At 36.5% G+C, this 26,982-nt stretch carries 25 protein-coding genes, 1 tRNA gene and 1 pseudogene; 14 read left to right on the top strand and 13 right to left on the bottom strand.

Features of this window, described 5'->3' with window-relative positions; all coding sequences use genetic code 11:
- Positions 1-275 precede the first annotated feature (275 nt).
- Positions 276-905, bottom strand: coding sequence for an imm11 family protein (locus PQG54_RS01390; RefSeq protein WP_271789257.1), 630 nt, complete (start codon positions 903-905; stop codon positions 276-278).
- Between the two features lie 19 nt (positions 906-924).
- Positions 925-2,484 carry an ATP-binding response regulator gene (locus PQG54_RS01385; protein ID WP_271789258.1) on the bottom strand — a complete coding sequence of 520 codons (1,560 nt, stop codon included), beginning with the start codon at positions 2,482-2,484 and terminating at the stop codon, positions 925-927.
- Positions 2,485-2,749: 265 nt separating this feature from the next.
- On the opposite strand from PQG54_RS01385, the gene PQG54_RS01380 reads away from it, so the two are divergent.
- The 6 genes from PQG54_RS01380 (at position 2,750) to PQG54_RS01355 (ending at position 7,434) form a co-directional block, all read left to right on the top strand.
- A complete protein-coding gene (locus PQG54_RS01380; protein WP_271789259.1) occupies positions 2,750-3,184 on the top strand; it encodes a hypothetical protein in 435 nt (144 codons plus the stop codon).
- Positions 3,185-3,226: 42 nt separating this feature from the next.
- Positions 3,227-3,892, top strand: coding sequence for a cell division ATP-binding protein FtsE (locus tag PQG54_RS01375; RefSeq protein WP_271789260.1), 666 nt, complete (start codon positions 3,227-3,229; stop codon positions 3,890-3,892).
- On the top strand, positions 3,879-4,838 hold the full coding sequence (locus PQG54_RS01370; RefSeq protein WP_271789261.1) for a cell division protein FtsX: 960 nt from the start codon (positions 3,879-3,881) through the stop codon (positions 4,836-4,838). Before PQG54_RS01375 ends, PQG54_RS01370 begins: the two co-directional genes overlap by 14 nt.
- Positions 4,839-4,841: 3 nt before the next feature.
- Positions 4,842-5,462: a YdcF family protein gene (locus tag PQG54_RS01365; protein ID WP_271789262.1), complete on the top strand. Its 621-nt coding sequence runs from the start codon at positions 4,842-4,844 to the stop codon at positions 5,460-5,462.
- Between the two features lie 14 nt (positions 5,463-5,476).
- Entirely contained in the window at positions 5,477-6,172 is a 696-nt protein-coding gene (locus PQG54_RS01360; protein WP_271789263.1) for a lysophospholipid acyltransferase family protein, read from the top strand.
- A 293-nt stretch (positions 6,173-6,465) separates the two neighbouring features.
- Positions 6,466-7,434, top strand: a complete 969-nt coding sequence (locus tag PQG54_RS01355; protein WP_271789264.1) for a hypothetical protein — start codon at positions 6,466-6,468, stop codon at positions 7,432-7,434.
- On the opposite strand, the gene gloB is transcribed toward PQG54_RS01355, so the two are convergent.
- Positions 7,422-8,153 carry a hydroxyacylglutathione hydrolase gene (gene gloB, locus PQG54_RS01350; RefSeq protein WP_271789265.1) on the bottom strand — a complete coding sequence of 244 codons (732 nt, stop codon included), beginning with the start codon at positions 8,151-8,153 and terminating at the stop codon, positions 7,422-7,424. The genes PQG54_RS01355 and gloB overlap by 13 nt on opposite strands.
- Before the next feature lie 66 nt (positions 8,154-8,219).
- Between gloB and PQG54_RS01345 the strand changes: the two genes are divergently transcribed.
- The 3 genes from PQG54_RS01345 to PQG54_RS01335 are packed head-to-tail and all read left to right on the top strand — an operon-like array spanning position 8,220 to position 10,584.
- A complete protein-coding gene (locus tag PQG54_RS01345) occupies positions 8,220-8,963 on the top strand; it encodes a hypothetical protein (protein WP_271789266.1) in 744 nt (247 codons plus the stop codon).
- Positions 8,964-8,996: 33 nt separating this feature from the next.
- Positions 8,997-9,674: a phosphatidylserine decarboxylase gene (locus PQG54_RS01340; RefSeq protein WP_271789267.1), complete on the top strand. Its 678-nt coding sequence runs from the start codon at positions 8,997-8,999 to the stop codon at positions 9,672-9,674.
- Positions 9,658-10,584, top strand: a complete 927-nt coding sequence (locus tag PQG54_RS01335; RefSeq protein WP_370866881.1) for a CDP-alcohol phosphatidyltransferase family protein — start codon at positions 9,658-9,660, stop codon at positions 10,582-10,584. The genes PQG54_RS01340 and PQG54_RS01335 overlap by 17 nt, the downstream gene beginning before the upstream one ends.
- A 43-nt stretch (positions 10,585-10,627) precedes the next feature.
- On the opposite strand, the pseudogene PQG54_RS01330 reads toward PQG54_RS01335, so the two are convergent.
- The 8 genes and pseudogenes from PQG54_RS01330 to PQG54_RS01295 form a co-directional block, all read right to left on the bottom strand.
- A pseudogene (locus tag PQG54_RS01330) lies at positions 10,628-11,011 on the bottom strand (NADH-quinone oxidoreductase subunit B family protein); the annotation flags it as partial.
- Positions 11,012-11,022: 11 nt separating this feature from the next.
- Positions 11,023-12,558 carry an NADH-quinone oxidoreductase subunit D-related protein gene (locus PQG54_RS01325; RefSeq protein ID WP_271789268.1) on the bottom strand — a complete coding sequence of 512 codons (1,536 nt, stop codon included), beginning with the start codon at positions 12,556-12,558 and terminating at the stop codon, positions 11,023-11,025.
- Positions 12,555-13,880, bottom strand: a complete 1,326-nt coding sequence (locus PQG54_RS01320) for a hypothetical protein (RefSeq protein ID WP_271789269.1) — start codon at positions 13,878-13,880, stop codon at positions 12,555-12,557. The genes PQG54_RS01325 and PQG54_RS01320 overlap by 4 nt, the downstream gene beginning before the upstream one ends.
- Positions 13,881-13,882: 2 nt before the next feature.
- Complete coding sequence (locus PQG54_RS01315) at positions 13,883-14,416, bottom strand: hypothetical protein (protein WP_271789270.1); 534 nt, start codon at positions 14,414-14,416, stop codon at positions 13,883-13,885.
- 2 nt (positions 14,417-14,418) lie between these two features.
- Positions 14,419-15,363 carry a hypothetical protein gene (locus tag PQG54_RS01310; protein ID WP_271789271.1) on the bottom strand — a complete coding sequence of 315 codons (945 nt, stop codon included), beginning with the start codon at positions 15,361-15,363 and terminating at the stop codon, positions 14,419-14,421.
- A gap of 5 nt (positions 15,364-15,368) precedes the next feature.
- Positions 15,369-17,225 (bottom strand): hypothetical protein, encoded by a 1,857-nt coding sequence (locus PQG54_RS01305; protein WP_271789272.1) that lies wholly within the window; start codon positions 17,223-17,225, stop codon positions 15,369-15,371.
- Positions 17,226-17,372: 147 nt separating this feature from the next.
- Positions 17,373-17,834 carry a DNA polymerase III subunit chi gene (locus PQG54_RS01300; protein ID WP_271789273.1) on the bottom strand — a complete coding sequence of 154 codons (462 nt, stop codon included), beginning with the start codon at positions 17,832-17,834 and terminating at the stop codon, positions 17,373-17,375.
- 11 nt (positions 17,835-17,845) lie between these two features.
- The gene (locus tag PQG54_RS01295) at positions 17,846-19,324 is read right to left on the bottom strand and encodes a leucyl aminopeptidase (protein WP_271789274.1); all 1,479 of its coding nucleotides are present in this window, start codon (positions 19,322-19,324) and stop codon (positions 17,846-17,848) included.
- 384 nt (positions 19,325-19,708) lie between these two features.
- Here PQG54_RS01295 and PQG54_RS01290 point away from each other — a divergent pair, with 384 nt between their 5' ends.
- Positions 19,709-20,581 carry a hypothetical protein gene (locus tag PQG54_RS01290; protein ID WP_271789275.1) on the top strand — a complete coding sequence of 291 codons (873 nt, stop codon included), beginning with the start codon at positions 19,709-19,711 and terminating at the stop codon, positions 20,579-20,581.
- A gap of 434 nt (positions 20,582-21,015) precedes the next feature.
- On the opposite strand, the gene PQG54_RS01285 is transcribed toward PQG54_RS01290, so the two are convergent.
- Together PQG54_RS01285 and PQG54_RS01280 are read right to left on the bottom strand one after the other, a co-directional pair.
- On the bottom strand, positions 21,016-22,362 hold the full coding sequence (locus PQG54_RS01285) for a slipin family protein (RefSeq protein ID WP_271789276.1): 1,347 nt from the start codon (positions 22,360-22,362) through the stop codon (positions 21,016-21,018).
- A gap of 309 nt (positions 22,363-22,671) precedes the next feature.
- Positions 22,672-22,746: transfer RNA gene (locus tag PQG54_RS01280), tRNA-Leu, on the bottom strand.
- Between the two features lie 343 nt (positions 22,747-23,089).
- Between PQG54_RS01280 and cysQ the strand changes: the two genes are divergently transcribed.
- Genes cysQ through PQG54_RS01260 form a run of 4 tightly spaced genes read left to right on the top strand, consistent with a single transcriptional unit; the run spans position 23,090 to position 26,846 of the window.
- Positions 23,090-23,887: a 3'(2'),5'-bisphosphate nucleotidase CysQ gene (gene cysQ, locus PQG54_RS01275; protein WP_271789277.1), complete on the top strand. Its 798-nt coding sequence runs from the start codon at positions 23,090-23,092 to the stop codon at positions 23,885-23,887.
- A gap of 10 nt (positions 23,888-23,897) precedes the next feature.
- Entirely contained in the window at positions 23,898-24,872 is a 975-nt protein-coding gene (locus tag PQG54_RS01270; RefSeq protein ID WP_271789278.1) for an L-threonylcarbamoyladenylate synthase, read from the top strand.
- A gap of 6 nt (positions 24,873-24,878) precedes the next feature.
- The gene (locus PQG54_RS01265; protein WP_271789279.1) at positions 24,879-25,415 is read left to right on the top strand and encodes a hypothetical protein; all 537 of its coding nucleotides are present in this window, start codon (positions 24,879-24,881) and stop codon (positions 25,413-25,415) included.
- Between the two features lie 12 nt (positions 25,416-25,427).
- A complete protein-coding gene (locus PQG54_RS01260; protein ID WP_271789280.1) occupies positions 25,428-26,846 on the top strand; it encodes an FAD-binding oxidoreductase in 1,419 nt (472 codons plus the stop codon).
- The last annotated feature ends 136 nt before the right edge of the window (positions 26,847-26,982 follow it).

Genomic DNA, 26,982 nt, shown 5'->3' with positions numbered 1-26,982 from the left:
ATACCTTAAAAACATACCAAATTAACTCTTCTACAAAATAATACAAAATGAATATTAAGGTAGTGCATATTCAATCAACTCTTGAATAGCTTTCTTAATAATTAGGCAAAATTCATAATTATATTCAAACAACTTTCATATAACATATTGATTACAATCAATTATCAAAAAAAATTAAAGGTCATATTACAATTACGTTACAATTAATTCTTACTTATTTAGTTTTAAATCTTCTACTTTATAACTAAAACGATTCTATTTACTAATATACAATGTTACATTAAACTTGCCAAAGGATCATATTTAAACTTGCTATTAATTTCTTTAAAATTAATCCCGATTAAATTCTGTTTTATATATCTGTCTTTAAAATAGGATGAACACATTAAACTCTGGATATCTGCACAATAAAATAAATGTTTTTGATTTACTTTTGTTTCATCAATAATAAAATTTGATATTGTTTCATAAATTGTAAATCCTTTCTCGATAATTGGTTTATTTGTGTATTGATCGATACTTATTCGAAAATCAGATTGCCCTTCATCAAGAATAGAAATTATATCTGTAACAAAAGTTAAAAAATACTGCTTTAACGGCTTTTTATTACGATAAAGAACTATATCCAACGGAATAGATTGATGTTTAATATCGAGCTGATCTAATAATACATTGAATTCTTTTGATGCCAGATTACTTTGCACATAAAAGTCAGCAGTTAATTGATTTTCTTTGATCTTAGCCTGATAAAAATTATCAAAATGATATGTTGATATAGTTTCAAATTCTGAATAATGGTACCGGTATGGATCCGCTTTATAATTTTGAAAGTCAGGAGGAATAATGTAATAATTATTACCTCTTTCGTCCTGAGATGCTTCCAAAGCAAAGAAGACTTCTTTCATCAATTTACGCTCAACGAGGTTAGTTGACTAAAATAGGTAAATAAATACTAATTGCTGTTCCAACCCCAGCTTGGCTTTTAACCATCACATCCCCACCTGATTGTTGTGCAAACCCATAAACCATTGCTAGTCCTAAACCTGTTCCCCACCCTGCTTCCTTTGTTGTAAAAAAAGGTTCGAAAATATGGGCAATCGTTTCTGCTGACATACCTTCACCTTCATCTTTTACTGTAATCACAACATAATCCCCACATGAGAGTTGATGATTATGGTTCACAGGGTCTGTAATCGTTTCCTTGTGTAAAATAACCATGATTTTCCCACCGTGAGGCATTGCATCAGCAGAGTTAATACATAAATTCATGACTGCCAACTCTAATTGAGAAGGATCTGTTTTGATTAAAACCCCCATAGGAAGCTGACACCGAATGTCTAAGTAAATACTTTCTTTAATTGCGGCCTTCTTATCGCCTTTTAAACGAGAAGCATGACGCATTGATAGAGTTTGGGATAAAAGTTCATAATTTTCTTTTACTTGTTTAACGACATCGACTTCTTGCAAAGATAATTTTTTTCGACGACTAAAACTTAACAATCTTTCCGTAAGAACTGCGCCTTTCTGTGCAGCAGCAAGCGTATTCACTAATAATCGTTTTATAGAAATAATTTGTTTTTCTTGCAACTGATCTTGCATTAATAATTGTTCTGATAACTCCAACGATCCCATCATGGTTGTCAACAGATTATTAAAATCATGAGCAATACTCCCTGCCATAGTTCCTAATGCTTGTAGTTTTTCTGCATGTTGTAGCTTAGCTTCTAGCATTTTCTGCTCGGTAATATCTAATTCCATAATAACGGAAGAATGCGCAATTTCACCTTTGACCCTGCCTAGTAACAACCGTGTAATCAAAAACCATTGCGAAGGCTGATGAATATCAGCAGCAGGTACTTCTAGTGTCGCAACAAAGCGTTCTTCTTTTTGTAAACGCTCTTTAAACGCCGACAGCTCTTGGGGCTTAAAAGACGGTTCTATTTCCTCTTCGGTTTTTCCTAAACATTCTTGAACGGTCAAGCCTCTTCTTGCTGCTGCCAGTTCATTCATTTTAGTAAATTTGCCTTGCTCGTCTTTAAAGGCCAATCCATAAGGTAAATGATCCAATAATCCTTTTAGCAAAATCTGTTCATGTCGTAATTGGCGACGATATTGAGAGCGTGCAACAGCACGTTGTACAATTTCTTTAACTTCCAAAGGATCGAGAGGTTTTGAGATAAAAAAAGATATCCCACCCTGATTTAACGCTGAAATTAAAAAATCAGTTCGATCCTTAGATGATAGAAGAATACGCGTGGCAACTGTAATATTCCGAACACGTGCAAAAAACACATTCCCATACATTACAGGCATAAAATAATTATATAATATAGCAGAAAAGTGAACGCCTCTTTTAATCATATCCAAGGCACAATGTGGAGATTGTGTAATATATACGCAAAACTGATCCTCTAACATTTGCTTGAACTCTTGCAGAATTTTAGGATCATCATCCACAACCAAAATGGCTGGAAGCGCATTCATTGCTCGTTCTCCTTAACATTTTAACGAACTGAAATTGATATCAAATGTTTGTATCTGAATTCAGTAACCGATCAAATAATTATTTAAGATTATGTCTTTTTTTATGTTAAAAGCTGGTGAGTAAATCCAATGTAACGCCTCACAAACCCAAAATCATATCGTATCATTACTGTAATTATATAAAATATTGCTTTTTATAGGGTTGCATATTACTGAAAACAGAAAGATAATTAGCCCAATTTATTGTTTATTTGAGGATTATTTCGTGAATATACCCACAGATACCACCCGTACAAACGAACGTCTCAGCACATCCATGTCAGAGCAGCATTATACAAAAAAAAATCCATCCTCTGGAGTTCCAATATCCAAAATGGTTTTAACGGTTATATGGGCAGTATGTCATTTTGCTTTCTTTTTCATTCAACAAGTCGCTGAAATCTTTGCGCCACTTTTACTCATTATTGGTATTATTTGGAAAATATTACCCAGTGTTTTACACTCTGCGGTCGGCATGGTCGATGCAGCTGATCCACAAATACGTGATATAGTTGGCCGTGGAACAGAACTAATCCCATCATCATTAACTGTCGCTGGTCATACAATTTCTGCATCTTCATTAATTTTTGATGGTTTATTGCTGATTGGTTTGACGGCACTTTGCGCAACCATCACAGCCTTTTTGGGAAGACGTTTGTAAGTTTTCTCTTTCTAAAAATTAAAAAGATTTAAAGCACAGCGAATGATTCAACTCGATGGCGTCAGTTTAAATTATAAAAATGATATTACTCTGTTGGACAATGTAAATTTACATATTCCTCAGGGTGGTTTCTGTTGGTTAACAGGTCCATCTGGCGTTGGAAAATCAACCTTGCTGCGTTTATTACACTTGGAAAAAAAACCTAGCTCGGGTTTAATAACGATTTTAGATACACCAACTAATCACGCTCGCAGATCAACGATCTGTCGGTTAAAACAACGTATTGGGATAGTCTATCAAGATTTTAAACTCATTCCTAATTTGACGGTTTTTGATAATATAGCACTTCCTTTACGGTTACAAAATATCGATGAAAATACCGTACAACGTTCAAATGCACGTATATTAGAATGGATCGGATTAGAACATAAAAAATATACTTATCCTAAAACCCTATCTGGGGGCGAACAACAACGTGTTGCAATTGCAAGGGCTGTCATTCATAGACCCAATCTCTTACTTGCTGATGAACCAACAAACGCTTTAGACGAATATCAAGTCAAGCGTCTAATGGATCTGTTTTATGATTTGAATGATCTGGGGTGTACTATTATCATGGCAACACACAATGATGCATTAATTCGCCAATTTCCAGCAACGCGCTTGAAATTGGAAAATGGACGATTATGGGTAAATGATGCTGTTTAAATATAAAACATCAGATGGTCTAAAACTGCACCGTGCACTGCCTGGGCAATTTTTAATTCCTTTGGTTGCAGCCATGACTTTCCTTGCTGCCTTGTCCATTGCTGGGGCCTATGCTAGCCAACAACTAGCAAAAAGATGGAGCGCAGGTGCAGCGTCAACAATCATCTTACAGATTCCGATGCCCAATGAGTCGTTATCATCCAGCAATCAAACAACAACGCTATCAACAACCGCCACTAAAACAAAAATACAAAGCGTCATTGCAATCTTGTCTACTTCAAAAGAACTCGATTCATTTCATCAAATGACCGACAAAGAAATTGATGAATTGCTTGCGCCTTGGTTACATGAAAGTATTCAATCATTTGCTTTGCCTATTCCAGCGATTATAGAGCTTCACTTAAAACATGATCCGCCCTTATCTATTACACTTGAAAAAACTCTGAAACAAACAGTTCCTGATATTTCAATCGAACAAAGCAATTTTTGGAATCAACGATTAAATGCCTTAGCCAATAGCTTGCAAACAAGTGCTTTTTTAGCACTTATTATTGTCATATCTGTTGCTGCGACCGTCATTGCATTATCCACACGAACGGGATTAATGCAATGTAAACAAACAATTGAAATTTTACATAATCTTGGGGCATCAGATGCCTATATATCTTTTCGTTTTGCAAACAGAAGTGCTTTTTTGGCCAGTGTGGGTGGAACAATAGGCAGTGTATTTTCAGTACCTTTGCTATTATTCTTAACATATTTATCCTTACCATTTAGCAGTGACCCTAATTGGCAAGCTCTGTCCAATGCCAGTTGGTTTTATTTTTTAATAACGACCCCTTTTCAACTTTTTGGTCTGTTTATTCTGCTGCCAATATGCAATTATTTTATCGGATGGATTACCACCACTATCATTGTTTACTTTTGGTTAAGGCGTTTAACGTAAAATATGAATAAACTACGCTTGCAATCGAAATGGAGTATTATATGGGTGATCTTGGGGATTTTTCTTCTATGGGGCATGGGCTTTGTTGTATTTGTTATTGATACATTAACCTATAATCCTGCTATACCTAACGCCCAGGGTATTGTTGTCTTAACAGGTGGTGCAAAACGTATTGAGACTGCGATTAAACTTTTACAATCCAATCATGGGAAATATCTATTAATTTCTGGGGTAGAACCAACCACTCATTTGGTGGATTTAGAAAGAATCCTACCCTTTGCTTTGACACAACAAGATCGAAATCGAATTACATTGGGACATAATGCAACCTCTACTATGGGGAATGCTGTTGAAACCGCTGCATGGGCACATTATTATCATTTGGATTCATTAATTATTGTGACCTCTAGCTATCATATTCGTCGTGCACTTGTGGAAATGCAAACTTTGTTAGATAATGTAAAGCTGTATCCCTATGTTGCTCGTAATGATAAAAAAGAAACTTTATCCCATTTACATTCGATAAGATTATTGTTTCTTGAATATAATAAATTTCTAGCAGCTTATACAGGCCTTATCCATACGACACGTCCCAAAGAAGATTTATTACAAAATATTCCATAAGAAGCTGATTTCTGATGATTTTAATTCGTTCTATTCTATTTTTAATCTACTTTATTACATTAACCATTTTTATGGGTACTATTGCTTTTGTTATTCGTTTTATAGCAAAGAAACACGCTCTAACTTATGCTCAGTTATGGACTCGTCTCTCTTTGAATGGACTTGAAAAAATCTGTAAAATATCCACTCAAATTATTGGCCAAGAAAACCTTCCCCAAGACAAATCTTTTTTAATTGCTTCTCAGCACCAATCTGCGTTTGATACGTTTGTATGGATGAATCTTCTAGACCGCCCTGCATATATTATGAAAAGAGAGCTGACCCGTATTCCTTTGGTTGGACCAATGTTGTTATTATCTGGAATGATTCCTCTCGATCGACAAGGGGGTGTCAAAGCTTTAAAAAACCTAATTCAAGACTGTCAAAAAGCTGTTAATGATTTTAGACAAATTATTATTTTTCCAGAAGGCACACGAACCGCTGTCGGTGAAAAAGTAAAATTACATGCAGGAACAGTTGCTATAGCCAATCAACTCAATTTAAAAATTGTTCCTGTCAGTATTGACTCTGGATATTGTTGGCCAAGAAATTCTTTTTACAAATATCCAGGAACTATCCACATTATCATTCATCCTGCTATTACGGATACGAGTAACCGCAAGGAGACGGTTGCTGCTATCGAGCGCAGTTGGTCTAAGTTGGAATCGTAGTGAATAGGCCTGTGGATAACTTTGTGGGTTTTTTGATAAAAGTTTTAATCTTTAGAGTCGTTGGCTATTTTGGTAGATTCTCTACAACCCTTGAATTTCTGTCGTTTTACAACAGTCAATTAAAAAATATAATTAATTTTCTTCTTGATTTTTTAAGAATCTCTCTTGTGGATTTTTCTAAACATCGAAACTATCCAATATAAATTTTTGAATTTCCTATGTTTAATAACAATAAACGACATTTATTTAACCGTAAAAAAAAATCTTACCAAAAATTTCTGTTAATGGGATTGATGTTTTTTCTTTTTTGGGGAACTTTTTTATTTTCCCACGTCTATTTGAAACAAACGATCAATCTGTTTTTGACCAATCAACAAAATATTTTAACTAAACAAGGTCTGATCTTTAAATTTCAATCAGCCTCTGCCTCTAAATGGACGATTTGGCCACAGGTTATCGTTGCATATCCAACAATACAAAAGGATATTTCTTCACACCCCCCCCAAATTCTTTGGCAAGCAAAACAGGCGATAATTTTTTATTCTTTATCACATCCTTTGAGTATCTCAATTCGTCTTAACGGGGAGCAGCTTTTTTGTTCCTTGAATAACCTAAACCAATGTATCCAAATTCATGGTAATTCTTGGAATATCCACACATCTATTTTCAAGAATATTTCGCAGAATTCAATTTACCTGCAATGTGATGAAATCTTTTATACCAGCCCTTCACAATCTACAGAGACAATTCAATCTATACAGGTTAAAAATTTACGATCCAAGCTGCATTGGAATATTCAAGCAACACCTCAAGACAGTCTCGCCTTTCTAAGCCTTAATATACAACAAATGACTGTAAATGTTAATAATTTATCCCCGCAAAAGCTGAAAAATGTATATATCCAAGCAGCATTAGTTCAAGAACCTAATAATTTATACAAATTGTTAGTTCAGAATATTAATTCAAGCTGGAATAATCTAGCCATTAACTCTTCTGGCAAATTATATCTACCTTTTCCTCAAATGGCTCCGACAGGCGAGTTATCACTTTATTTGAATGGTGTTAATCAAGCAATCTACGAACAATTATCATCTTTAAAATGTTGTAATAAACTACAACAGGAACTTTCCCAGACCTCACTGCCATCACAAATTCATCTAACGCTCTTAATCCGCGATGGTGTATTGTATCTGGGAGCCATTCCTTTGGAAACACGTTGGTATAATGACTTGAAAATGTTAATCAGACATTATGCAAAATGATCTTTTGCTTTACGAAATGCCGTGAATTCATCAACATTTTTCGCAAGTAAAAAGGGATTAGTTCTTTTTTCATCTAATAATGAGATGGGCAATGTTGGCAAATATTGTGATCTTAACTTTTTTACCTGTTCCACCCTATTTTTCAAAGCTATACTTTCAGGGATCACAGATATCGCAAAACGTCCATTATCGGCGGTATATTCATGCGCACAATAAACCAGAGTATCTTCTGGTAAATTCTTTAACTTTCCAAAACTATTATACATTTGTTGCGGGGTTCCTTCGAATAAACGTCCACATCCCATGCTAAACATTGTATCGCCTGTGAAAATAACTTTTAAATTAGGCAGATAATAACAAATTGAACCCAATGTATGACCTGGTGTTTCTATTATTTCAGCCTGTCCCATTGCCTCTAAAGAAATGATATCCCCATCTTTTACGGTTTGATCGATATTTGGAATTTTATTGATCTCTTTTAAAGGCGCATATATTTTACACGAATATTTGCTTTTTAATTCTGCTATTCCACCAATATGATCGTCATGAAAATGAGTAATCAAAATCGCTTGTAAAGATAATTGTTTTTCTTCTAAATATTTTAAAACGGGTTTTGCATCTCCTGGGTCAACAACAATTGCATTTTTGCTCTTTTCATCGATCATTATCCATGCATAATTTGACTCATAGAAAGAAATAGGTTCAATAATAATAGACATGCTTTCTCCTTATTTTAACCATTATCCTTTTTTAAACTAAAATTTATCTTCGAGGAAAAGGTTGCAATGGCCTACGACTTTAATTCTATTCTAACCGATCCACGTCAAAAAAGACAAGGAATTGCAACCTATCTTCAACATAAATTAGCACAACTGTGGCCTAATCTATACGGACTATCTCTATTTACATTGGGGCAAACATCCTCTTTAATTCCAAAAAACACTTGGTACCCTCAATATCATATTCATGGGATATTAGATTCTCTCCCATCTCAGAATTTGAAATCTTTATATACTCAAAATATATGCCATTTATCCATTGATTCTTTTCCCTTGCAAGCTTGTAGTATCAACCGTATTTTGTACGTGCATGATGCCAAACTATCCAAGGATCAATTTAGCTTAATGCTTCGTTCATGCTGGGAGACTTTAGAAGATCACGGAAAAATCATCTTACTCTTACCCAATAAACTTGGATGGTGGTCGGTTATTGATAATCTTTCTTTTCGATATAGAAATGCGTTCTTTATTCAAAAATTAAATATCGTTTTAAAACAACATATGTTTCGTATAAATCATTATGAACGTGTTTTGTACTTCCCTCCTAAAATCATGAATTCTGTTTCTCTAAGAACAAATAAAATACTTGAATTCACGGGGTTGTTTTTTGTTCCTTTTTTGGGTGGATATCACCTTGTTGAGATTGAAAAAAATCTTTATGCACCAATTACAGTGGCACCTTTGAAAAAAAACTATATACTACAAAGCAAATCATCCAAATCCAGTTTGAATTTAAAAGATTCTGACTGAGTTAAGAATATTACGTCTAAAGGTTACGTTTACATGTCTATTTTAAAATCAATACAATCCAGTATGTGCAAACCACATCCTGCCAGCCACCCTTTCCTAATTATAACAGCCATAGTAGCTATTTTAGGGCGCATGACAAAATGGCGAATGACTCGCTTCATCGGTAAACTTAGTTTACTCGGTTTTGGATTCGTTTGGTTTTTCTTTCGTAACCCAAAGCGCGTCATCCCCACGGAAGAAAACGTGATTGTAGCCCCCGCAGACGGCACAGTAGCAGCCATTGATTGTATTATGCCTCCTGCCAACTTAGGGATGCCTGAAAAGCCCGTATGGCGTGTTTCTATTTTCTTGTCTGTGTTGAATGTGCATTTACAACGTATTCCAGCCAAAGGAACCATTACCAGCCGAGTATATATCAAAGGGAAATTTTTCAATGCCTCTTTGGATAAAGCATCAGAACATAACGAACGTAATGCTATTTGTATGACATTGCCCAATGGTCAACAATTAATCGTCGTTCAGATTGCTGGTCTTATTGCACGCCGAATTGTATGTGATGCAAATGTTGAGGATCACTTTGAAACAGGCGATCTTTATGGGTTGATTCGCTTTGGTTCTCGAGTTGATTTATATCTGCCTGAAAACTGTAAACCGAATGTACAAATTGGACAAACTATGATTGGTGGGGAAACTATTGTCTCTAAACTCTAAAACACCTAAATCTTTATCGCTTCGTGCACGACGTAATTTACTATTACGTCAAAAAATACGCCCTAGGGTAAAAGGAATATCGTTTAACCGCATGATTCCTAACCTTTTAACAATGTTAGGATTATGCGCAGGTTTAATTGGTATTCGCAGTGCTATCCATGGGGATTTTGGCACAGCAGTTATTGCTATTGTAATCGCAGCTTGTTTTGATGGGTTAGATGGGCGCATTGCGCGTTTATTACGAGGAACCAGCCGTTTTGGTGCGGAACTAGACAGCTTGGCCGACTTTTTATCTTTTGGGATCTCCCCTTGTTTCATTTTATATATGTGGGCGTTAAAAGATATAAGAAGCGGTTATGCTTTTGTCCCTTGTGCAATGTTTGCCGTTTGTATGGCATTACGATTGGCTCGATTCAACGCGTCTTTAGAAGATGAAGAAAAACCTAAATACGCCAGTAACTTTTTTACAGGAGTACCCGCACCTGCTGGGGCTGGGATCGTGTTATTCCCTGTATTCTTGGGATTAGAAGCCAATAAACTACAATGGGATTTTTTGATTAATATTGCTCATTCAGAAATATTAACCATTATTATGTTGGTAACAACATCTTTCTTATTGATCTCAACCATTCCGATTTGGTCATTTAAAAATTTTAAAGTTCCTACTGCCTATGTTCTACCTTTATTTTTAGGGACTACCATTTATGCAACTGTATTAGTTGCAGATCCATGGGGAACTTTTGCATTTAGTGGTATATTATATTTATGCACTATCCCGTTGAGTTATCGGAGTTTTCGTCTGTTGAAGGCTGATGCAGAGGCTCTTCATAAAGAGGCGAGTGAGGAGGATGAGGAAGATCCAATTCAGACTGAGGACGAAGCCCCAACACCCCCAATAACCCCTCCATAATCTGTTGAGGTGCTGGGGGGCATCCTTCGATTTTCAAGATACAATCTTCCCCTCCAGTCGTCTCTTTTAAAACCGCATAATTTTCATCGAAAACATTTTTATTAATTGCACAAGCCCCAACAGTCACAATCGCTTTTGGTTCTGGCATTAACTCCCAATTTTTTTCTAAATACGGGATCATAGAACGGGTTAATACCCCAGTAATCAATAAAATATTTGCAATGGCTGGATGGTCGACAAAGGCTAACCCACTGGCTGAAATATCAAATGCTGCGCCTCGCAATGCGTTTATTTCCAATATACAACCATTGCAATCCCCACAAGGGACAGGAAAAAGATGTAGAATCTGATTAGTATGACCTATTTTTTGATCTAAAGGTTTGATTTTTCCAAAAACAGAATCAAATAATGCTCGGATTACAGCCATTTTTTATCCTTTTATAGATCAACGCCCGTTGATAATATTCCAAAAGAAGCCCTGATAATGGATTGATTTTCCCAAAGTTCGCCTTGCAAAATACCCTGTAATACATAGGCCTGATTGGCAGCAGGATCACGGATAAAAATATCCTTAATAATCCCACCCTCTACCTTGATATAATACCACAGATCCCCTTGCACCCCTTCGCAAACCCCTATTCCTTCACCATATAAAGTTTCAACGATGATTTTCTTATCTTCAACAGGGGCTTCTTCTTCGACGTCTTGCAAGATTGTTTCAATAATTTGCAATGCATTCTCAATTTCCTGAAATCGAAGTTGCATCCGTGCATACACATCCCCACTGGTAAAAGTACGAGGAGACAACCACTCTAAACGATATTCAGGCATATATCGACGAATATCCACATCCCGCCCAGAAGCTCGCCCAATAACCCCACCAATATTAAATTGGATGGCTTGCTCTGTGCTTAATACCCCAATATCTTGCAAACTATCTATTAATCCTGGGAAACCATGCATCAGTTTATGAGCTTCAGCACATAGATATTTTACTTTCGCTGGTAATTTTTCGGTAGCTTCCTCCCCCATTTCATCGATTGAACGAACAGTCCCAGGAAAGACACAATCCATTAGCCATCGGTGACCGTAATAATGCGCGCTCCAACGCATTAAGAGTTCACGCGCAATCTCACAACGAGAAGCTATAATGCCAATCCCCAACTGACGAAATAGCTGCGATAAATAGAGCAAATGGGCAATTATTTTCGAAAGCTCCGATAAAATCACCCGCTTTCGTAATACTTTGGCGGTTGGCATAAACTGCGCCATATCTTCGATCGCATGAGCAAACGCAATTTGATGTGCCACACTATCGACTGCATTAATACGGCTAATTCTAGGTAAAACCTCTAAAACGTTTTTATTTAATAAATTAGATATAATACTACGATGCGTATATCCATATAGCGATTCTGCCTTTATAATTGTTTCACCCACCATCGCAAAACGCCATAAGGACGGAGAAAAACCTTGACAAGATGAAGGATCAATCGTTGCAAGCTCGCCACCTTTTTGAACGATATCAGGAGGCATTTCATAATCATATTGTTCTGGCGGCCAAGTAGTTGGTGCTTGTTTAGAGGATAATGGCCAAGTATGTTTCCACAGGCCTCGATCTAACCATGGACGCAAATCGACGGCATTCATCGCCTCTTTGCCCCATAACTCCCAAATCATACGTTCGTAAATAATCGCTGCTGGACGGATTTGAGATACAGCTAAATAACGATCAATTGAAAAAGCAACCCTTACCCCCAACGGACGGAAACCATTTTCGAGAAACAAAATGTTAATATCATCACCGCTGCACCACATCGCCAAAAAAATCAAACGATCTAAAGGTAGCTTTGAGACAATTTCTCTCCACTCATCTTCTTCTACACGGAAAAAGAACTTACTTTCCCTTTTGTGTTTCTTGATTAAATCCGCAGCCTTGGTATGCGTTGTTAACGGTGGCTCAGACTGTATCATGATCCACCATGATGTTTAATAAATTCCAAAGAAATCTGGTATAGCCAACTGGATGTAACAAAAGGAATAATAATTGTTTGCGTAATAATAATCCCCAGAATCAATTGTATTTCTTTATTAAACATATCTGGAGAGAAAAAAATCGTTCTACCCTTTTGAAATAGAATATATCCTCTTATCAAAAATAGACCAATAATCAATATTCCTGCCACAGGCAACGTTTGCATCAAATAAGCAAATAATACCGAGCAAGCCCAAAAAATACCCATCGGTGGTAACCCAGATAATGCCAACATAACCCAACCTTCACATGCTTCTTGATTATTCCTTTGCTTTTGACTCATCATATATCCCAAGGGTGCAAAAACAACTAGTGCCATCATAAACAAGCAAGCACTGAACACTCCTTCGACATGATTAGCAAAAATGCCCCCTAAAATACTCATGGCAACTAAGAATATAGAGCTGAGGCACAAGGAAGAGCGTTGACGATTTTGTTCATTCATTATCACGAAACATAAACTGATAATGACCAAAATAATTAACAGATATGCAGAAGGCTGATAATTTGGAAGTTGATATAACCTTAAAACAGTAGCGATCGTTGGAACAGAAAGAATAAAAGAGCCAATGCCCCCTAATGTCAAAGGCAGTTCGATTGTCAATCCTAAAGAAAACATAGACATTGGAAATAATCCAGCAATTAAAACCAGACTTACACTTAGTAATACACTGCTAAATTGTGCCAGATAAGGAGCATTATCGATTGGAACCGATGCCAGTAAAAATGCCGAAACAACAGCCATCATTGCGAACAACAATACTAACCGAAAATATCCCCAACCTGCTTTGATGCTGCTGCCTCCTTGCATCATCATGCATCCTAACATTAGTAACGCAGCTAACACGACGATAAATAACAAAGCAATGAAAAGATTATTAACCCCAACCGCTAACATTGAAACGGTTATTAGCAAATGAAATAATAATAAATTCCATAATGATCTTTTGTCTTCTTTGGCAAAGAAAAGACTTCTGGGTGCCCAAAAAGTTAATAAGACCGTTGAGATACCAGCCCCAATCGCGATGATAAGACGCAAAAATCGTGTTAACCCATCACTACTCCACACCGTAGACAAGAAAAAATCATCTGCTAAACATGCCGAAGCAGCCGTAATAACAATTAAAATAATCGAAATAACAAAATGACATTTTGCCCTAGCTGCTTGACCTTCACACGCAAAAATACCAGCCATTCCAGCCAAAGGCCAAATCACACAACCCCAATATAATAATTTTGCTAGATCATTTATTGTTTCCACGATCAAAATCGCCCCAATCTAGAAACAACAACGTAAGACATGAATAGAAAAACACTGTAAAATGAAACCAGTGCAATAAAAGCCATGCCTTGCCCATTTAACCCAACAACCAATGACAATGCATTTAATGCACACGCAACCCCCATAATTTGCCCACCAACTGTTTTTCCTAAAACACTATAAACCATACCAATTAAAATAATGGATAAAACAATTCCATATTCTAACCTTGGTAAAGAAGGTGGCAAAATGTATACAATTAGCGAGACCATCAAGATAACGAAAAAAAGCCCAGAGAATAATTCTTTGAAAGAGCGTGGAAAGGATTGTCGCCTTAAAATAATACTTAAAACAACACCTGATGCAAAAGACAAGATCATGCACCCTACGGTAATCTGTGAATCAAGCGCATTTTCTTTTCCTGCTAATAGACAAAAAATAGTTAGTATTGAATGAGTAAAACTTTGAGCAGAAGGATGGGACATTCCACCAATCGTTGCCAATAATAAAATACTAATGAATAAGGAAAGCCACATCGTTACTCTCCACTCAAACCAGCAAAATATAAGATAATTGCCAAAAAACTTAGAACAACTGCAATACCAACACGATAAATACCACTGGAAAACAGCAATAAACTGCGCATCATTGCCAATATAAAACATTCAGCAATAATTTTAGTAACCCAAGCCAATATCCCAAAAGGAACTGCGCGCAACCAATTTATAAAATAGTGATCACCAAGTTGCAAAATAACTAAGCTTTGTGGCCATAGAAACAGCGCGATCAGAGACAACCAAACTAAAAACTGCACATCATTTGTGTAAAGCAGCAACCCTCTATCTGCCCCACCAAAGCCATCCATCCCTTCTCTTTGTGAAAAATTAGGCATATCCCAAACCACAAATAACAAAGAAAAAGCCACAACCAATAAAGGGCAATACGCCATCAAAGGAAATTCACCAAACTGGTGAAAAAATATTACCACCGTATCAAGGAATGTACTGCCTGTAATGAAACGAATTATGGTTAACACGAAGAATAAGACAGGCAAAAATAAAAGATTATCAACCAACATGGTCTGTAACAATTTTAGACTTTTCAAGGAATCATAGCGCAAGGAAACCAAGAAAAAAGATACGGGGATCATCATCAGCAAAGCAATAATTAACAACAAGTCAGAAAAAGAAGCTGTAACCATTCCCACCGTAAAACTAGGCACCAGTAAAGCTGCAATGATTGCTGCTCCCAAAGCTATGAAAGGCAATAAAGAGGTATATGAATAGGTAATCGTTAAAAAACTAGATAAACGTTTAATATTAACCGAGTAGATTTCACCCCAATAAAACCAAAAAGGAACAACAGGCAGGCCTTGTATCTTTGCCTCTAGCCATTTTTGGAACCCCATTACCCAAGGAGCCAATAATAAAACCATCATTAAATGCAGCAAAGTGACGCTAAAAGTTAATAACCAAAACATCATCGCAATCACCGTGCAATCATACTGATAGAAACGAGGATAATCGCAATTATCATCAACAGAAACAAATTCTGATATTGCCAAACGAAAAGATTGATATGATGCGTATGCCGTAAAGAAATTTTCTTTAGTCGTATCCAATTTTTACAAACGGTATAATTGATAACAGAGAAATAACGTATAAACGAAAAACGTCTTTCTAACATTGCTTGAAAACTGGCTTGTCCAAATGAAAAACTTGTTTCCTCGACAATAATGGAACGGTTTGTATTCGGTTGTGAATTTGATTCTCTTAATAATAAAGTCGGCGCTTTTTGCCTCTCTTTACGCGCAACCCATCCTATTATTAAGACAATGCCAATGAATAAGCCCGCAATAAGCCAAGGGGTAAATGAAATATGTGATGAGGAAATAGTAAAAGTGAAAAAGTTACTTGATGCTTCCGATATGCCCATAACATTCGTTGCAACAGAACGTGCTAGGACAAAAACACATCCTGGTATCAACGCAATAATAAAGAGAAGAGCAATACCTATTTTAATTTCTGCAAAGGATTTCAGCGAAAAATAGTCTGATAATTCTAGTAATGCTTTTTGAAGTGATTGCACGCCACCTGTTAAAATTAATCGTATCCACCCTAATATGGAGACGATTAAAATAATCGCATTTAACCCAAGAATAACCGTTGTTAATAACGTATTGGTTAAATGATGTCCTGCTGGCATCGTCAATAATAATTGTAAATTACCCCATAATATTGCAAAACCAGCAAATGGAGGAAAACCTGATAGTAAAAAGCTCAAAAGCAACAAAGAAATTAAAATCGACGAAGGAATAATTTGTTTCTCAGACGGTGTTGTTTGATAGGCTTTTAACAAACCCGATAATAAAAAAACAAAACTGAATCCTATAAACTGAATGAATAAACCAAAATATAACACATCATTCGCAAATGAAATCCATTGTTGTTGTTCAGAGACCATAAAAGAAGAGACAATGCCAACCGTTTGAACAAGAACAGCATTGCCCAATATATATAAACAGCTGATCCGTTCTTGGAAACTCTTCACAACTAAACTTTGCCATCCCGCATAACAAGCGGCAACGACACCCATCATTGTTACCAATAATGAAAGCCACAAAGCTTCACTTTTTTGACCCAGATCGACATAAAATCGTAACAATAAATACATCCCCGCCATAGATAATAACAGATGCATAAAATTATAAACGACATCCCCTTTACCTTGCCGAGCAATATTCATTCGCCACTGGCTCAAAGGAACAAATCCCATAAAGACGCTACTGGCTAATAAGACGAAAAATAATATGATGGGTGGGAAACTAATTTGTCTTAATATTTCGAAGGGTAAATAAACAAAATTTCCTTGCGCACCGACTTGTACGGGCAATAAAACAACTATAATTAGTAAACTCGCCAACCCAATAAAAGGAATAATAGTTTTTCCTATTGAAAGACCATAGGTCATCATCATCAAAATAGACAAAAGACCGACGAGAAAATATAAATTACCTGATAATAACAGCAATAATGTATTTACATAAGGTAACAGAAAATAATGAGAAGCGCCTAACTCTCGTTTAAAGGATACAAATAATGCACCACATAAGAAAAGACAAAATAAACAAAAAGAGTTTAATGCATCAAGATAAAAGCTGAAACCAAATATCTTATTCAATATTGGCAAAGGTAAACTTGTTGTAGACAAATAAAAAATTGAATAAATAAATGTGAGTATACAACCCAAAGAAGATCCTATCAAAGGAACATTCTCAAGACCAGTTAAAACATACCCTTGATAATACCGCTTTGCTGCTATCCCGCCCTGTAATCCCATCAACATGACGATCAACAATAATAAGCAAAGAATAAAAAGTGACAGAATCTTATTCCTTTATCATGGATAAGCGATAATTTGATATTGAATATAAAATGAGTTGTTTATTCACTAGCGTAAAATGGCAAAGAAATAAACAAAAAAGCACAAATACTACTTGCCGCCTTGTTCCCAACCTTTGTCGGTCTGTTTCCAATAGGTCAAATCATGACCTTCTTGTTTTAATAACCGCCACCGTTCCCGTGCTTGTTGAACGGCTTGTTCATCATTCCCATCAAATAAATCAAACACTCGTTTAAAAGACGATAAAGAAAGTGAAGACTGCCCTTTTACAATGAATAAAAAAGCAGCCTGATTAAGATTTTCCTCTGACACTGTCAACCATATCGGTTGCCATTCAGGAGAAATATCTTGGTGTTTAGATGTTTGACACCCATGTGGCAACCACACAGGATGTGTGATACGCCATAAAGCCTCTGTCAATAATTTAACCTGTTGGTCATCTTTGCATAAGACCAACCCATGTTCTTTTACTTGCATCGTGCGTGTCAACAACGCTGGCAATGCTTGTTCTAAACTAGTCTTGGTTAAATGATAAAAACCAACAGAGGCCATGTTAAAAATCCTTAGGCTTCGTAATGATCTTTAACCAATTGGTTTAATAAACAGACACCAAAAGAGGTTGCACCTTTAGGGCCATTATCTGTTCCTTTGCCAGTATAAGCCGTTCCAGCAATATCCAAATGAACCCAAGGGGTTTTATTTACAAAGCGTTGTAAGAACTGAGCCGCAGTAATAGACCCACCGTCACGACCGCCAATATTTTGCATATCTGCAAATTGTGCGTCTAGGGCTTTATCATAAGCGGGTCCCATTGGCATACGCCATACTTTTTCGCCAATATCATTTCCAATCGTTGATAAGCGTTCTGAAAGTTCATCATTATTTGAGAATAATCCAGCATATTCATAGCCTAATGCGACGACAATCGCACCTGTTAAGGTCGCAAGATTAATCATAAAACGTGGTTTAAAGCGATCTTGGGTATACCAAAGAATATCAGCCAGAACTAAACGTCCTTCAGCATCGGTATTTAAGACTTCAATGGTTTGACCAGAAGCACTGGTGACAATATCGCCTGGACGTTGTGCATTCCCAGACAACATATTTTCAACCAATCCGACAACACCAATGACGTTTGCTTTGGCTTTACGAGTTGCCAAAGTTTTCATTAACCCAACAACGGTGGCTGCCCCAGCCATATCCATTTTCATATCTTCCATACCGCCAGCTGGCTTAATAGAAATTCCACCAGAATCAAAGGTCACCCCTTTTCCAAGGAATGCTACTGGTGCTTCTTTATCTTCTGGATTGCCTTTCCATTGCATAATCACGGTTTGAGGTTCAGCATCACTGCCTTGCGCAACCCCTAATAATGCACCAAAGCCTAGTTCTTCCATTTTAGCTCTGTTTAGGATTTCAATTGAAACGCCTAATGTTTCGAGCTCTTTAATCCGTTTGGCAAATTCAGGAGGTGTTAAGTGATTAGCAGGCTCATTAACCAAATTTCTGGTCAAATAAGATCCTTCTGCCACTGCGGCAATATTACCCCAATCTTTTTGAGCTGCTTCAAAATCAGAAGTTAACACTTGGATTTCTTTTAAGTGTTTTGTATCGGTTTTTTTATTTTTTTCTGTGCAATATTTATTAAATTCATACACACTTAGTAATGCACCCAAAGCAATATAAGTCGAATATTCCGTAAAATCCCAATCAGTCATCATGGTTAAAGCGGTGGTTTTATGTTGCAAAGATTTTGCTGCCACACCACCAGCTTGACGGGCCTTGGCAATAGAAAAATCAGCCTGCTCACCTAAACCAACAATCACAACATGAGTATATTCCGCACTTGGGGCAACGAGTTTACAGACTTGACCTAACTTCCCTTTATACTCTTCTGCTGCAATCGCGCGAGTCAACGCATCACCCAATGCTTTGTTTATTACACGAAAAGAATCACTTTGTTCGCCATTCTCAAATGTAAAAAGAACAATATCACCCTTTTCTGGTTTTTTTAAACTGGCAAAACTGACTGTCGGTATCATCTGTATAATCCTTCAAAAACTTAAAATTTATTTCATTAAATAATTATTAATTCAATCTACTATATCAAAAATATCCAACAAGGAAATCTAAAGAACAAAGAAATTTACGTTTATAAAAAATGCTGATCACATCATACACAAATAGTCGGCATTTTGTCAGACAAAGGGCAAACGCAGAAACCTACATAATGAAATACCACAAATAAATTACAAATAAATATAGACGTTAAATTATAAGTAAAAATTGAATTTTTCTAAGTATATAAATTCGAACTTGTGTATTTATTTTGAATATAATATTATATTGTACTAGTAATTATTATAAATTTTAAATAATTATCACTATATTTTATTCATTTTATACAAAAAGGATCAACCAATATTATGGTTAAAAACAAAAAACAAACAATTAGTTTAATCGTAGGTATCTTTTCTACTTTTCTAATTGGAATATCTAATGCGATGGCGTATGTCCCAGCTGGGAATGTAGGGTTTTCTTGGCAAATCGGTAAATTTGTTAAGCCTTATAATAACACCGGCTTAACAAATTTAACCTTCAGATTTACAGTAAATAAAAATACTCTACATGCGACGGGCACCTATTTTGCACAACAATTTTATTTTAATAACTCTGGCAATCAAGGAAATGGTGCATATACTGGACTTCAACCACAATATGATATCAATGGAAAACAATATCTAAGAGCTGTATTTTCATCATTTATTGCCAATTCAACCACAACAGATCCAAATTGCTCAAACGGAGCTGATGGCGGTCCTGGTGTAAGCTGTGGCGTAGTATTTCCAACCACTTATGGTCATAATTACAAAATGACCGTTAAAAAAACCACCGGGAACACATGGAGTGGTGACTTACAAGACGAACAAACAGGACAAACAGTCCATATCGGCAGCTGGACTTTACCAAGCACCGTTAGCAATCTGCAAACATCAGGAAGTGGATTTGCAGAATATTATGCATTTTATAAAGTTGGCTTTCCCCAATTTGTTGTTCCATCATGTAATTTACTAGCAAAGATTAGTGTTTTTTACGGCCCTGTGACTTCCACAGATTTTGGCGGCGCCATTGGAAACACATCAAAAATGTATTTTCCCTTTGAATATAATACCGATTGTATAGGTAGCTTGAGTAATTTTTCAAGCAAAACAGTCTCAACCAAAATTAATATAACACCATATCAATTAACAGGCTATGGCTATCAAATTGAACGTGGCTGGGTATCGACAATACAATAAAGTCATATGACCTTCACTCTATGATTAACAATAGAATGAAGGTCATAAACAGTTGATTGCGTTCTAAATGAAACAATTGTAATAGAAAGCAGCAGCAAATACATAATTGAATTATCTATTTGATTTATCTACATTAATCCCAATATGACTAACCCCAATAACTCTTGGATCATTACTCCATAAACTCAAATCATCATTGATAGAACCTGTGATAATCCACTACCTTCCTATTGTTTGAGAAAATTCAATCAATCGAAATATCAAATTTTTTCAGGTATCTATTTCATAAGCTATGATGAATTTATTATTCTCAATATGGTTCACTGATGCATAACCATATTGATTGTCTAAAAGTCGAGTAATCTTGTTCAGTATTTTCTCTTTTCCTTGAACAGACTTTGCATCAAGAAAAAAATCAAAATATATCTTAACTATCATTTACCACTTCTTAGCTTAACCAAATCATTCATCAGCCCTTCGGTACCATTATGAACTGTTAAATGATCGACTTTGGCAGCAATAGCTTCTAAACTTTCCAATTCTTTCAAACGCAACATAATCGGATTATCCGCCATGACTTTGGCTGTATTCAATAATGAACGTGTCGCATTCGTTTCTTCACGTCTGCGAATGACATTCGCCTCTGCTTGCTTTTCAGCAGCAACGACCTGATTAAAAATATCACGCATTTCTCCAGGCAAAATAACGTCTTTTAAATCAATATTATGCACTTCTAATCCAATGGATTTCATTTCCGCACGCACCATCGCCATTGTTTCATCACCAATAGCAAATTTGCGATCCAAAATCTGATCCAAAGACATTTCCCCTAAAGTTTTACGAAACGTTAATTGTAACGTATTATAAAGGGCTGCTTGGTAATCCTTGACTGCTGAAACAGCCATCATTGGATCTTCTACTGTATAATCTGCGGTCAGATTAATACGAATAGTTACCCGATCGCGTGTTAATAGTTCTTGACCAGTAATATCCAAAGTCTGACGACGCAAATCTATTTTTTTAACCGTAAGATTAACCGCGATATTCCAAAAGTAATATGTCCCTGCCTCTAATGGTGGATATATAATACCATCAATTCTTAATATCCCTTTTTCATAAGATTCAATCGTGGAGGTCACCAACAACGACGCCTTTTTGGAAACAACAAGCTGTTTAGCAACTTTATTATCAACTCGGCAATCATCTGGAATGGTAATTTTTTCAAGCGACCAATCTTCTCCATCTTTCCACAATAAACATTCTTTATTAGGACTAAGAACATCATAAACCAAATTCCCGTTTCTGATGATGCAAACTTCGTTCTCATTTGTTGTGATAGACAGGACATTCTGTTCCAATCCAAACTGTTTTACAACTTTCGCATCCATACGATAATCGTTTGGAATGACAATTTTTTGGATTGACCATTCTCCGGCATCTTTCCATAACAGACGCTCAGTATTAGGCATTAAAACCTCATAAACTGCGATACCATTTTTGATAATACAAATTTCATTGTCGTTTGCTACAATGATGAAGACATGTCGCTCTAATTCTCTAGGCATTTTCCGCCGAATAATTTTTTCTAAATCACTGAAAAAAACAGGTTGGTTTAAATCATAGATAGTATATTCCAAAGAATGATCCCGATTAGGCAAAGAATGCACTCCTGATGAGTAAAATCCTAAAACCCGCCCTTGATACGACGCAATCATACGTTCATTTTCTTGAACGATAATGGTTTTTTTACCTGTAATTTTTTCGATCAAACTTTGTGTCATCGTGGATATCCATAAAATAACGATTTTAATGAAGGGTCTAAGTGTCAAATATATACATAATCACGACAGATTGCCGCGAGTGGTTATGATGGCTTTACTACAGGCAATTTGATATAAATCCCATCATCTTGCTGATAATAAAGCGATCATAACATCATCTTTAACCGGTGATGACCATGCTTTCCGCTGTTAGATTAAATCACCCGAAGATCATTTAACCTTCATTAGAAAATATCTTCCCCCTAGACCCCCCTTCATTTTATAAAGAGTTTAAGGCTGCCATCCTTAAAATTTTGGGGCATTTTATTATGGTGGTTATAACAAGAATCGAACCTGCTACTTCTAAATCTTAAATTTAGCGTTCTACCAATGAACTATACAACCGATTTGGAGCATTTATACGCCTATAAACTTATATTCGCATACATAGATGGGAAACCCACATGCACGAGAGAAGACAACAGCTTCACCTACTAATATTCATTTATAATAATGACCTAATCAAATGCAGTTTCTTTATATAAACGGGTTTCATATTTAGCAACAATATCTATGCAGGAAAGTTATGTAACTTTATCGCATCCTATAAATATCTACTCACAGTGATATTTTTGATATATTCTCTAAATGATAATTGAATTATAAAAACTGAGTTCACTTTAGATATGATCAAATTTCTTATCTCCACGCTCAATCAAAAATTCTTAATTTAGGTTCAAATTTTACAATGCACCCTTTTTCTGACCAACAATTAATGAAATTGGCAATTGACTTGGCAGCACAAGCCACAGTCATTATTAATGAAATCCGTGAAAAAGGGTTAATTGTCTCTACGAAATCTGACCTCAGCCCCGTAACCCAAGCAGATAAAGCCTCAGAAACCCTAATCTTGCAAGGTTTACGAAAAGCCGTCCCCTCCATCCCCATTATTGCCGAAGAAGAAACATCCGAAGGCATCCATACCAAAATTGGTTCTGAATTTTGGTTAATCGATCCCCTTGACGGTACCAAGGGTTTCATCCGAGGCAGTAAGAACTTTACCATCAATATCGGTCTGATCCGCAACCACAAACCTGTTATGGGCGTTGTTGCTTTGCCAGCTTATAATGAAATCTTTTGCGGTATTGTTGGTCAAGGAGCTTGGCGAATTGAGAACAACAAAAAAATTCCTATTCATGTCAGCACACTTCCTAAAAACGGTTTTCGCATTATTACCTCTCATAACCATTCAAATGATCCCCAACTAAGCGAAAAGCTTGAAAATTTTCCAGCTTGCTCAATCAAAGCGATGGGATCTGCTGCCAAAATTATACGCATTGCCGAAGGAAAAGCTGATTTGCATTTTCGCCTTAACTCTATTATGGAATGGGACACGGCTGCTCCTCAAGCAATACTTGAGGCTGCTGGTGGATATTTGCGCAGTTTTGACAACCAACCTTTACAATATGGCAAAGAAGGATCACGTATTCCGCCTTTCTTTTGTTCTAGTACATTGATTGATGATTATTTAAGTAATTTTGAGTGATTAATTCCTGATGACTTCTTTATTTTCTGATTCACTATCTGAAATCCAACAAGCAGCCACCATCATTAAGCATGGGGGCGTCGTCGCATTTGGCACAGAAACTGTTTATGGATTGGGTGCTGACGCAACCAATACAAAGGCTGTAGAGAAAATTTATCGAGCTAAAGGTCGCCCAAGCTTTAATCCGTTAATTATTCATTTCGCCGAGTTAGATCATCTCTTTCAATTTGTTCAAAAAACAGAACTTGCTTATGAGCTGGCATTGAAATTTTGGCCAGGCGCTTTGACGTTGGTTTTGAACCAAAGAACAGATAATCCTATCAAAATAAGTCCTATTGCGACTGCTTATTTACCGACAATGGCGGTACGTATTCCCAACACGAAGGTCGCAAGACAACTGATTCAGTTCAGCAAAAAACCGATTGCTGCCCCCTCTGCGAACAACTCTGGTAAAATCAGCCCTTCTACGGCTCAACATGTATTTCAAGAGCTTAATCATAAAATTGATGCCATCATTGATTCTGGTCCCTGTCAAGTGGGTGTCGAAAGCACTATTCTCGATCTAAGCCGTGATACCCCAACTCTATTACGCCCCGGTGGTATTTCTTTGGAAGCATTAACCTCTATTTGTGGAACCATAGAAATCAGCCACCCCATCGAAACCAAAATTATTTCCCCTGGTCAGCTGAGTTCTCATTATGCACCTTCTTTACCAGTTCGGTTGAATTGCACCCATGTGGCACCCGATGAAGCTTTACTTGCTTTTGGGCATCCAATAGAACATACTGGCTTGTCTAAAAACTTAAGTATCAATGCTAATTTAGAAGAGGCCGCACAAAATTTGTTTGCATATCTACGCGATCTAGATGCACAAGGACAAGCATTAGGATTAAAAGGAATTGCAGTCATGTCCATTCCACAAGTCGGATTAGGATTAGCAATTTGTGATAGGTTAACCCGTGCTGCCGCACCAAGAACAACGTAATTAAAAATGAACCAAAAAATAGACCCCAAAGAGTTAAAAGTCCTTGCTGATATTCTGGCATTGGTTTTAGAAGACCAACCAGGGCAATCTGCAAATGCGCTCGAAACAATTAAAAAAAGGGCAAAAAAGGATACGATTACGGGTGGAGCATTAAAAAACCTTTTTAAAAATATTGCCAATAATCCCCCTTCATCAAACAGCGCTAATAATGCTCAATATAAAAATCAGTCAGACTCTCTGGAGTTGACCAGAGCGCGTTCCCACATTTCAAACCTAACTCGCAATATCACTCAATTAGATATCGTTATTCGTGATTTAAGAAGACAAAACGAAACACTAAAGTCAGAATTATTGCTTACACAACGATCTAGAGCTGAGCTACAGACTGAACTTCATGCTCAATCTGACAAATTCCCCTTTAAAACAGCCACGATTATTGTTTCAATATTATGTGGTTTATTTTTTGGAATTGCTGGGACTTCGGTTTTTAATTCTGCTATGTATCAACCGTATCAACCCGATAATACAACTTACCTTCATTAATGGATTACTCTTATGGATATTAACAGCTTTATTCATGACCTGACCTCTATTGTCGGTTCACAAGGAATTATCACCAATCCCAAAGATACCGAAATCTATAACACTGATTGGCGACAAATCTTTCAGGGGAATAGTATTGCTGTACTAAGACCTCAGAATACGCAAGAAGTCTCAGATGTCGTTAAATTGTGCGTCCAATATGATGTAACGATTATTCCACAAGGTGGAAATACAAGCCTTGTCGGTGGTGCAACGCCACCAAAACAAGGTAACCAAATCATCCTTAGCCTAAGCCGCATGAATAAAATTCGCAATATTGATACCATTGATTCTACGATGACTGTGGAAGCTGGTGTTATTTTAGAAGAAGCCCAAAATGCAGCGAAAAATGCAGGGCTATATTTACCGATCGTTATTGCATCCCAAGGCTCTGCACAAATTGGAGGCGTTATTGCAACCAATGCTGGTGGTAATAATACATTACGATATGGCAATGCTAGAGAGTTTGTTTTGGGTCTAGAAGTTGTAACGGCTGATGGTCAAATATTACATAATTTACGTCGCCTGAGAAAAGACAATACAGGGTATGCGTTAAAGCAAATCTTTATAGGATCAGAAGGAACGCTGGGCATTATTACAGCTGCTGTTCTGCATTTACACCCCCTCCCGCGTTCTACAGAAGTTGCATTGTGTGCAGTGCCAGATTTGCAACATGCACTACGTTTACTACATCTGTTTAACAATTATAACCCTGCTGCATTACAAGCATTTGAATATATTTCACAAAAAGGCATGGATCTGGTTTGCCAACATTTTCCAGAGTTAAATTTCCCACTTGAAACCAAAGCACCCGTATATATAGTTGTCGAACTGGCCATTCCGGCACAAGGGGATGGATTAAGAGAGCTCTTTGAAACCGTCCTAGAAAAAGCTTTTGAAGAAGAAATTATTCTCGATGCCGTTCTTGCGGAAAGCGAAACGCAAAGACTTAATTTGTGGCGTTTCAGAGAAGAACAATCTGAATCACAAAAACTTTCTGGGGCAAACATTAAAAACGATGTTTCTGTTCCCATTTCCTCTATTCCAGAATTTATTGAACGTGCAACCCAAGCATGCGAAGCAATCTATCCAGGAATACAGGTTGCTCCATTTGGACATTTAGGGGATGGGAATATTCATTTTAATTTGGTTCAACCTGCCAATGGCGACAGCAAAGATTTTATGAATAAAAGCCATGATTTGATGGATGCTGTTTGTGCAGTTGTTTACGATTTGGAAGGTTCATTTTCTGCTGAACATGGTATTGGGCAATTAAAGAACTATATGATGCCCTCATGGCGTGGCGGGGTAGAGCTAGAGCTAATGGAAAAAATCAAACAAAGTTTGGATCCAAAAAATATTTTAAATCCAGGAAAAATCTTTCCAAACTAGCAAAACAATCATGATAATAGCTTAAGTCGAGCTATACATTTATAACAAACTATATTAAATCCGTTTCTTTAAATGAAAAATTTTTGCTATTGGTGTAAATATCAAAAGCAAAAACTCTCATTTTCGTTACTTAATT

Source organism: Commensalibacter communis (assembly GCF_947179015.1).
In the GTDB taxonomy this organism is placed as follows: Bacteria; Pseudomonadota; Alphaproteobacteria; order Acetobacterales; family Acetobacteraceae; genus Commensalibacter; species Commensalibacter communis.
Note: the sequence above shows the minus strand (reverse complement) of the source record. Positions and strands in the feature narration are given on the sequence as shown.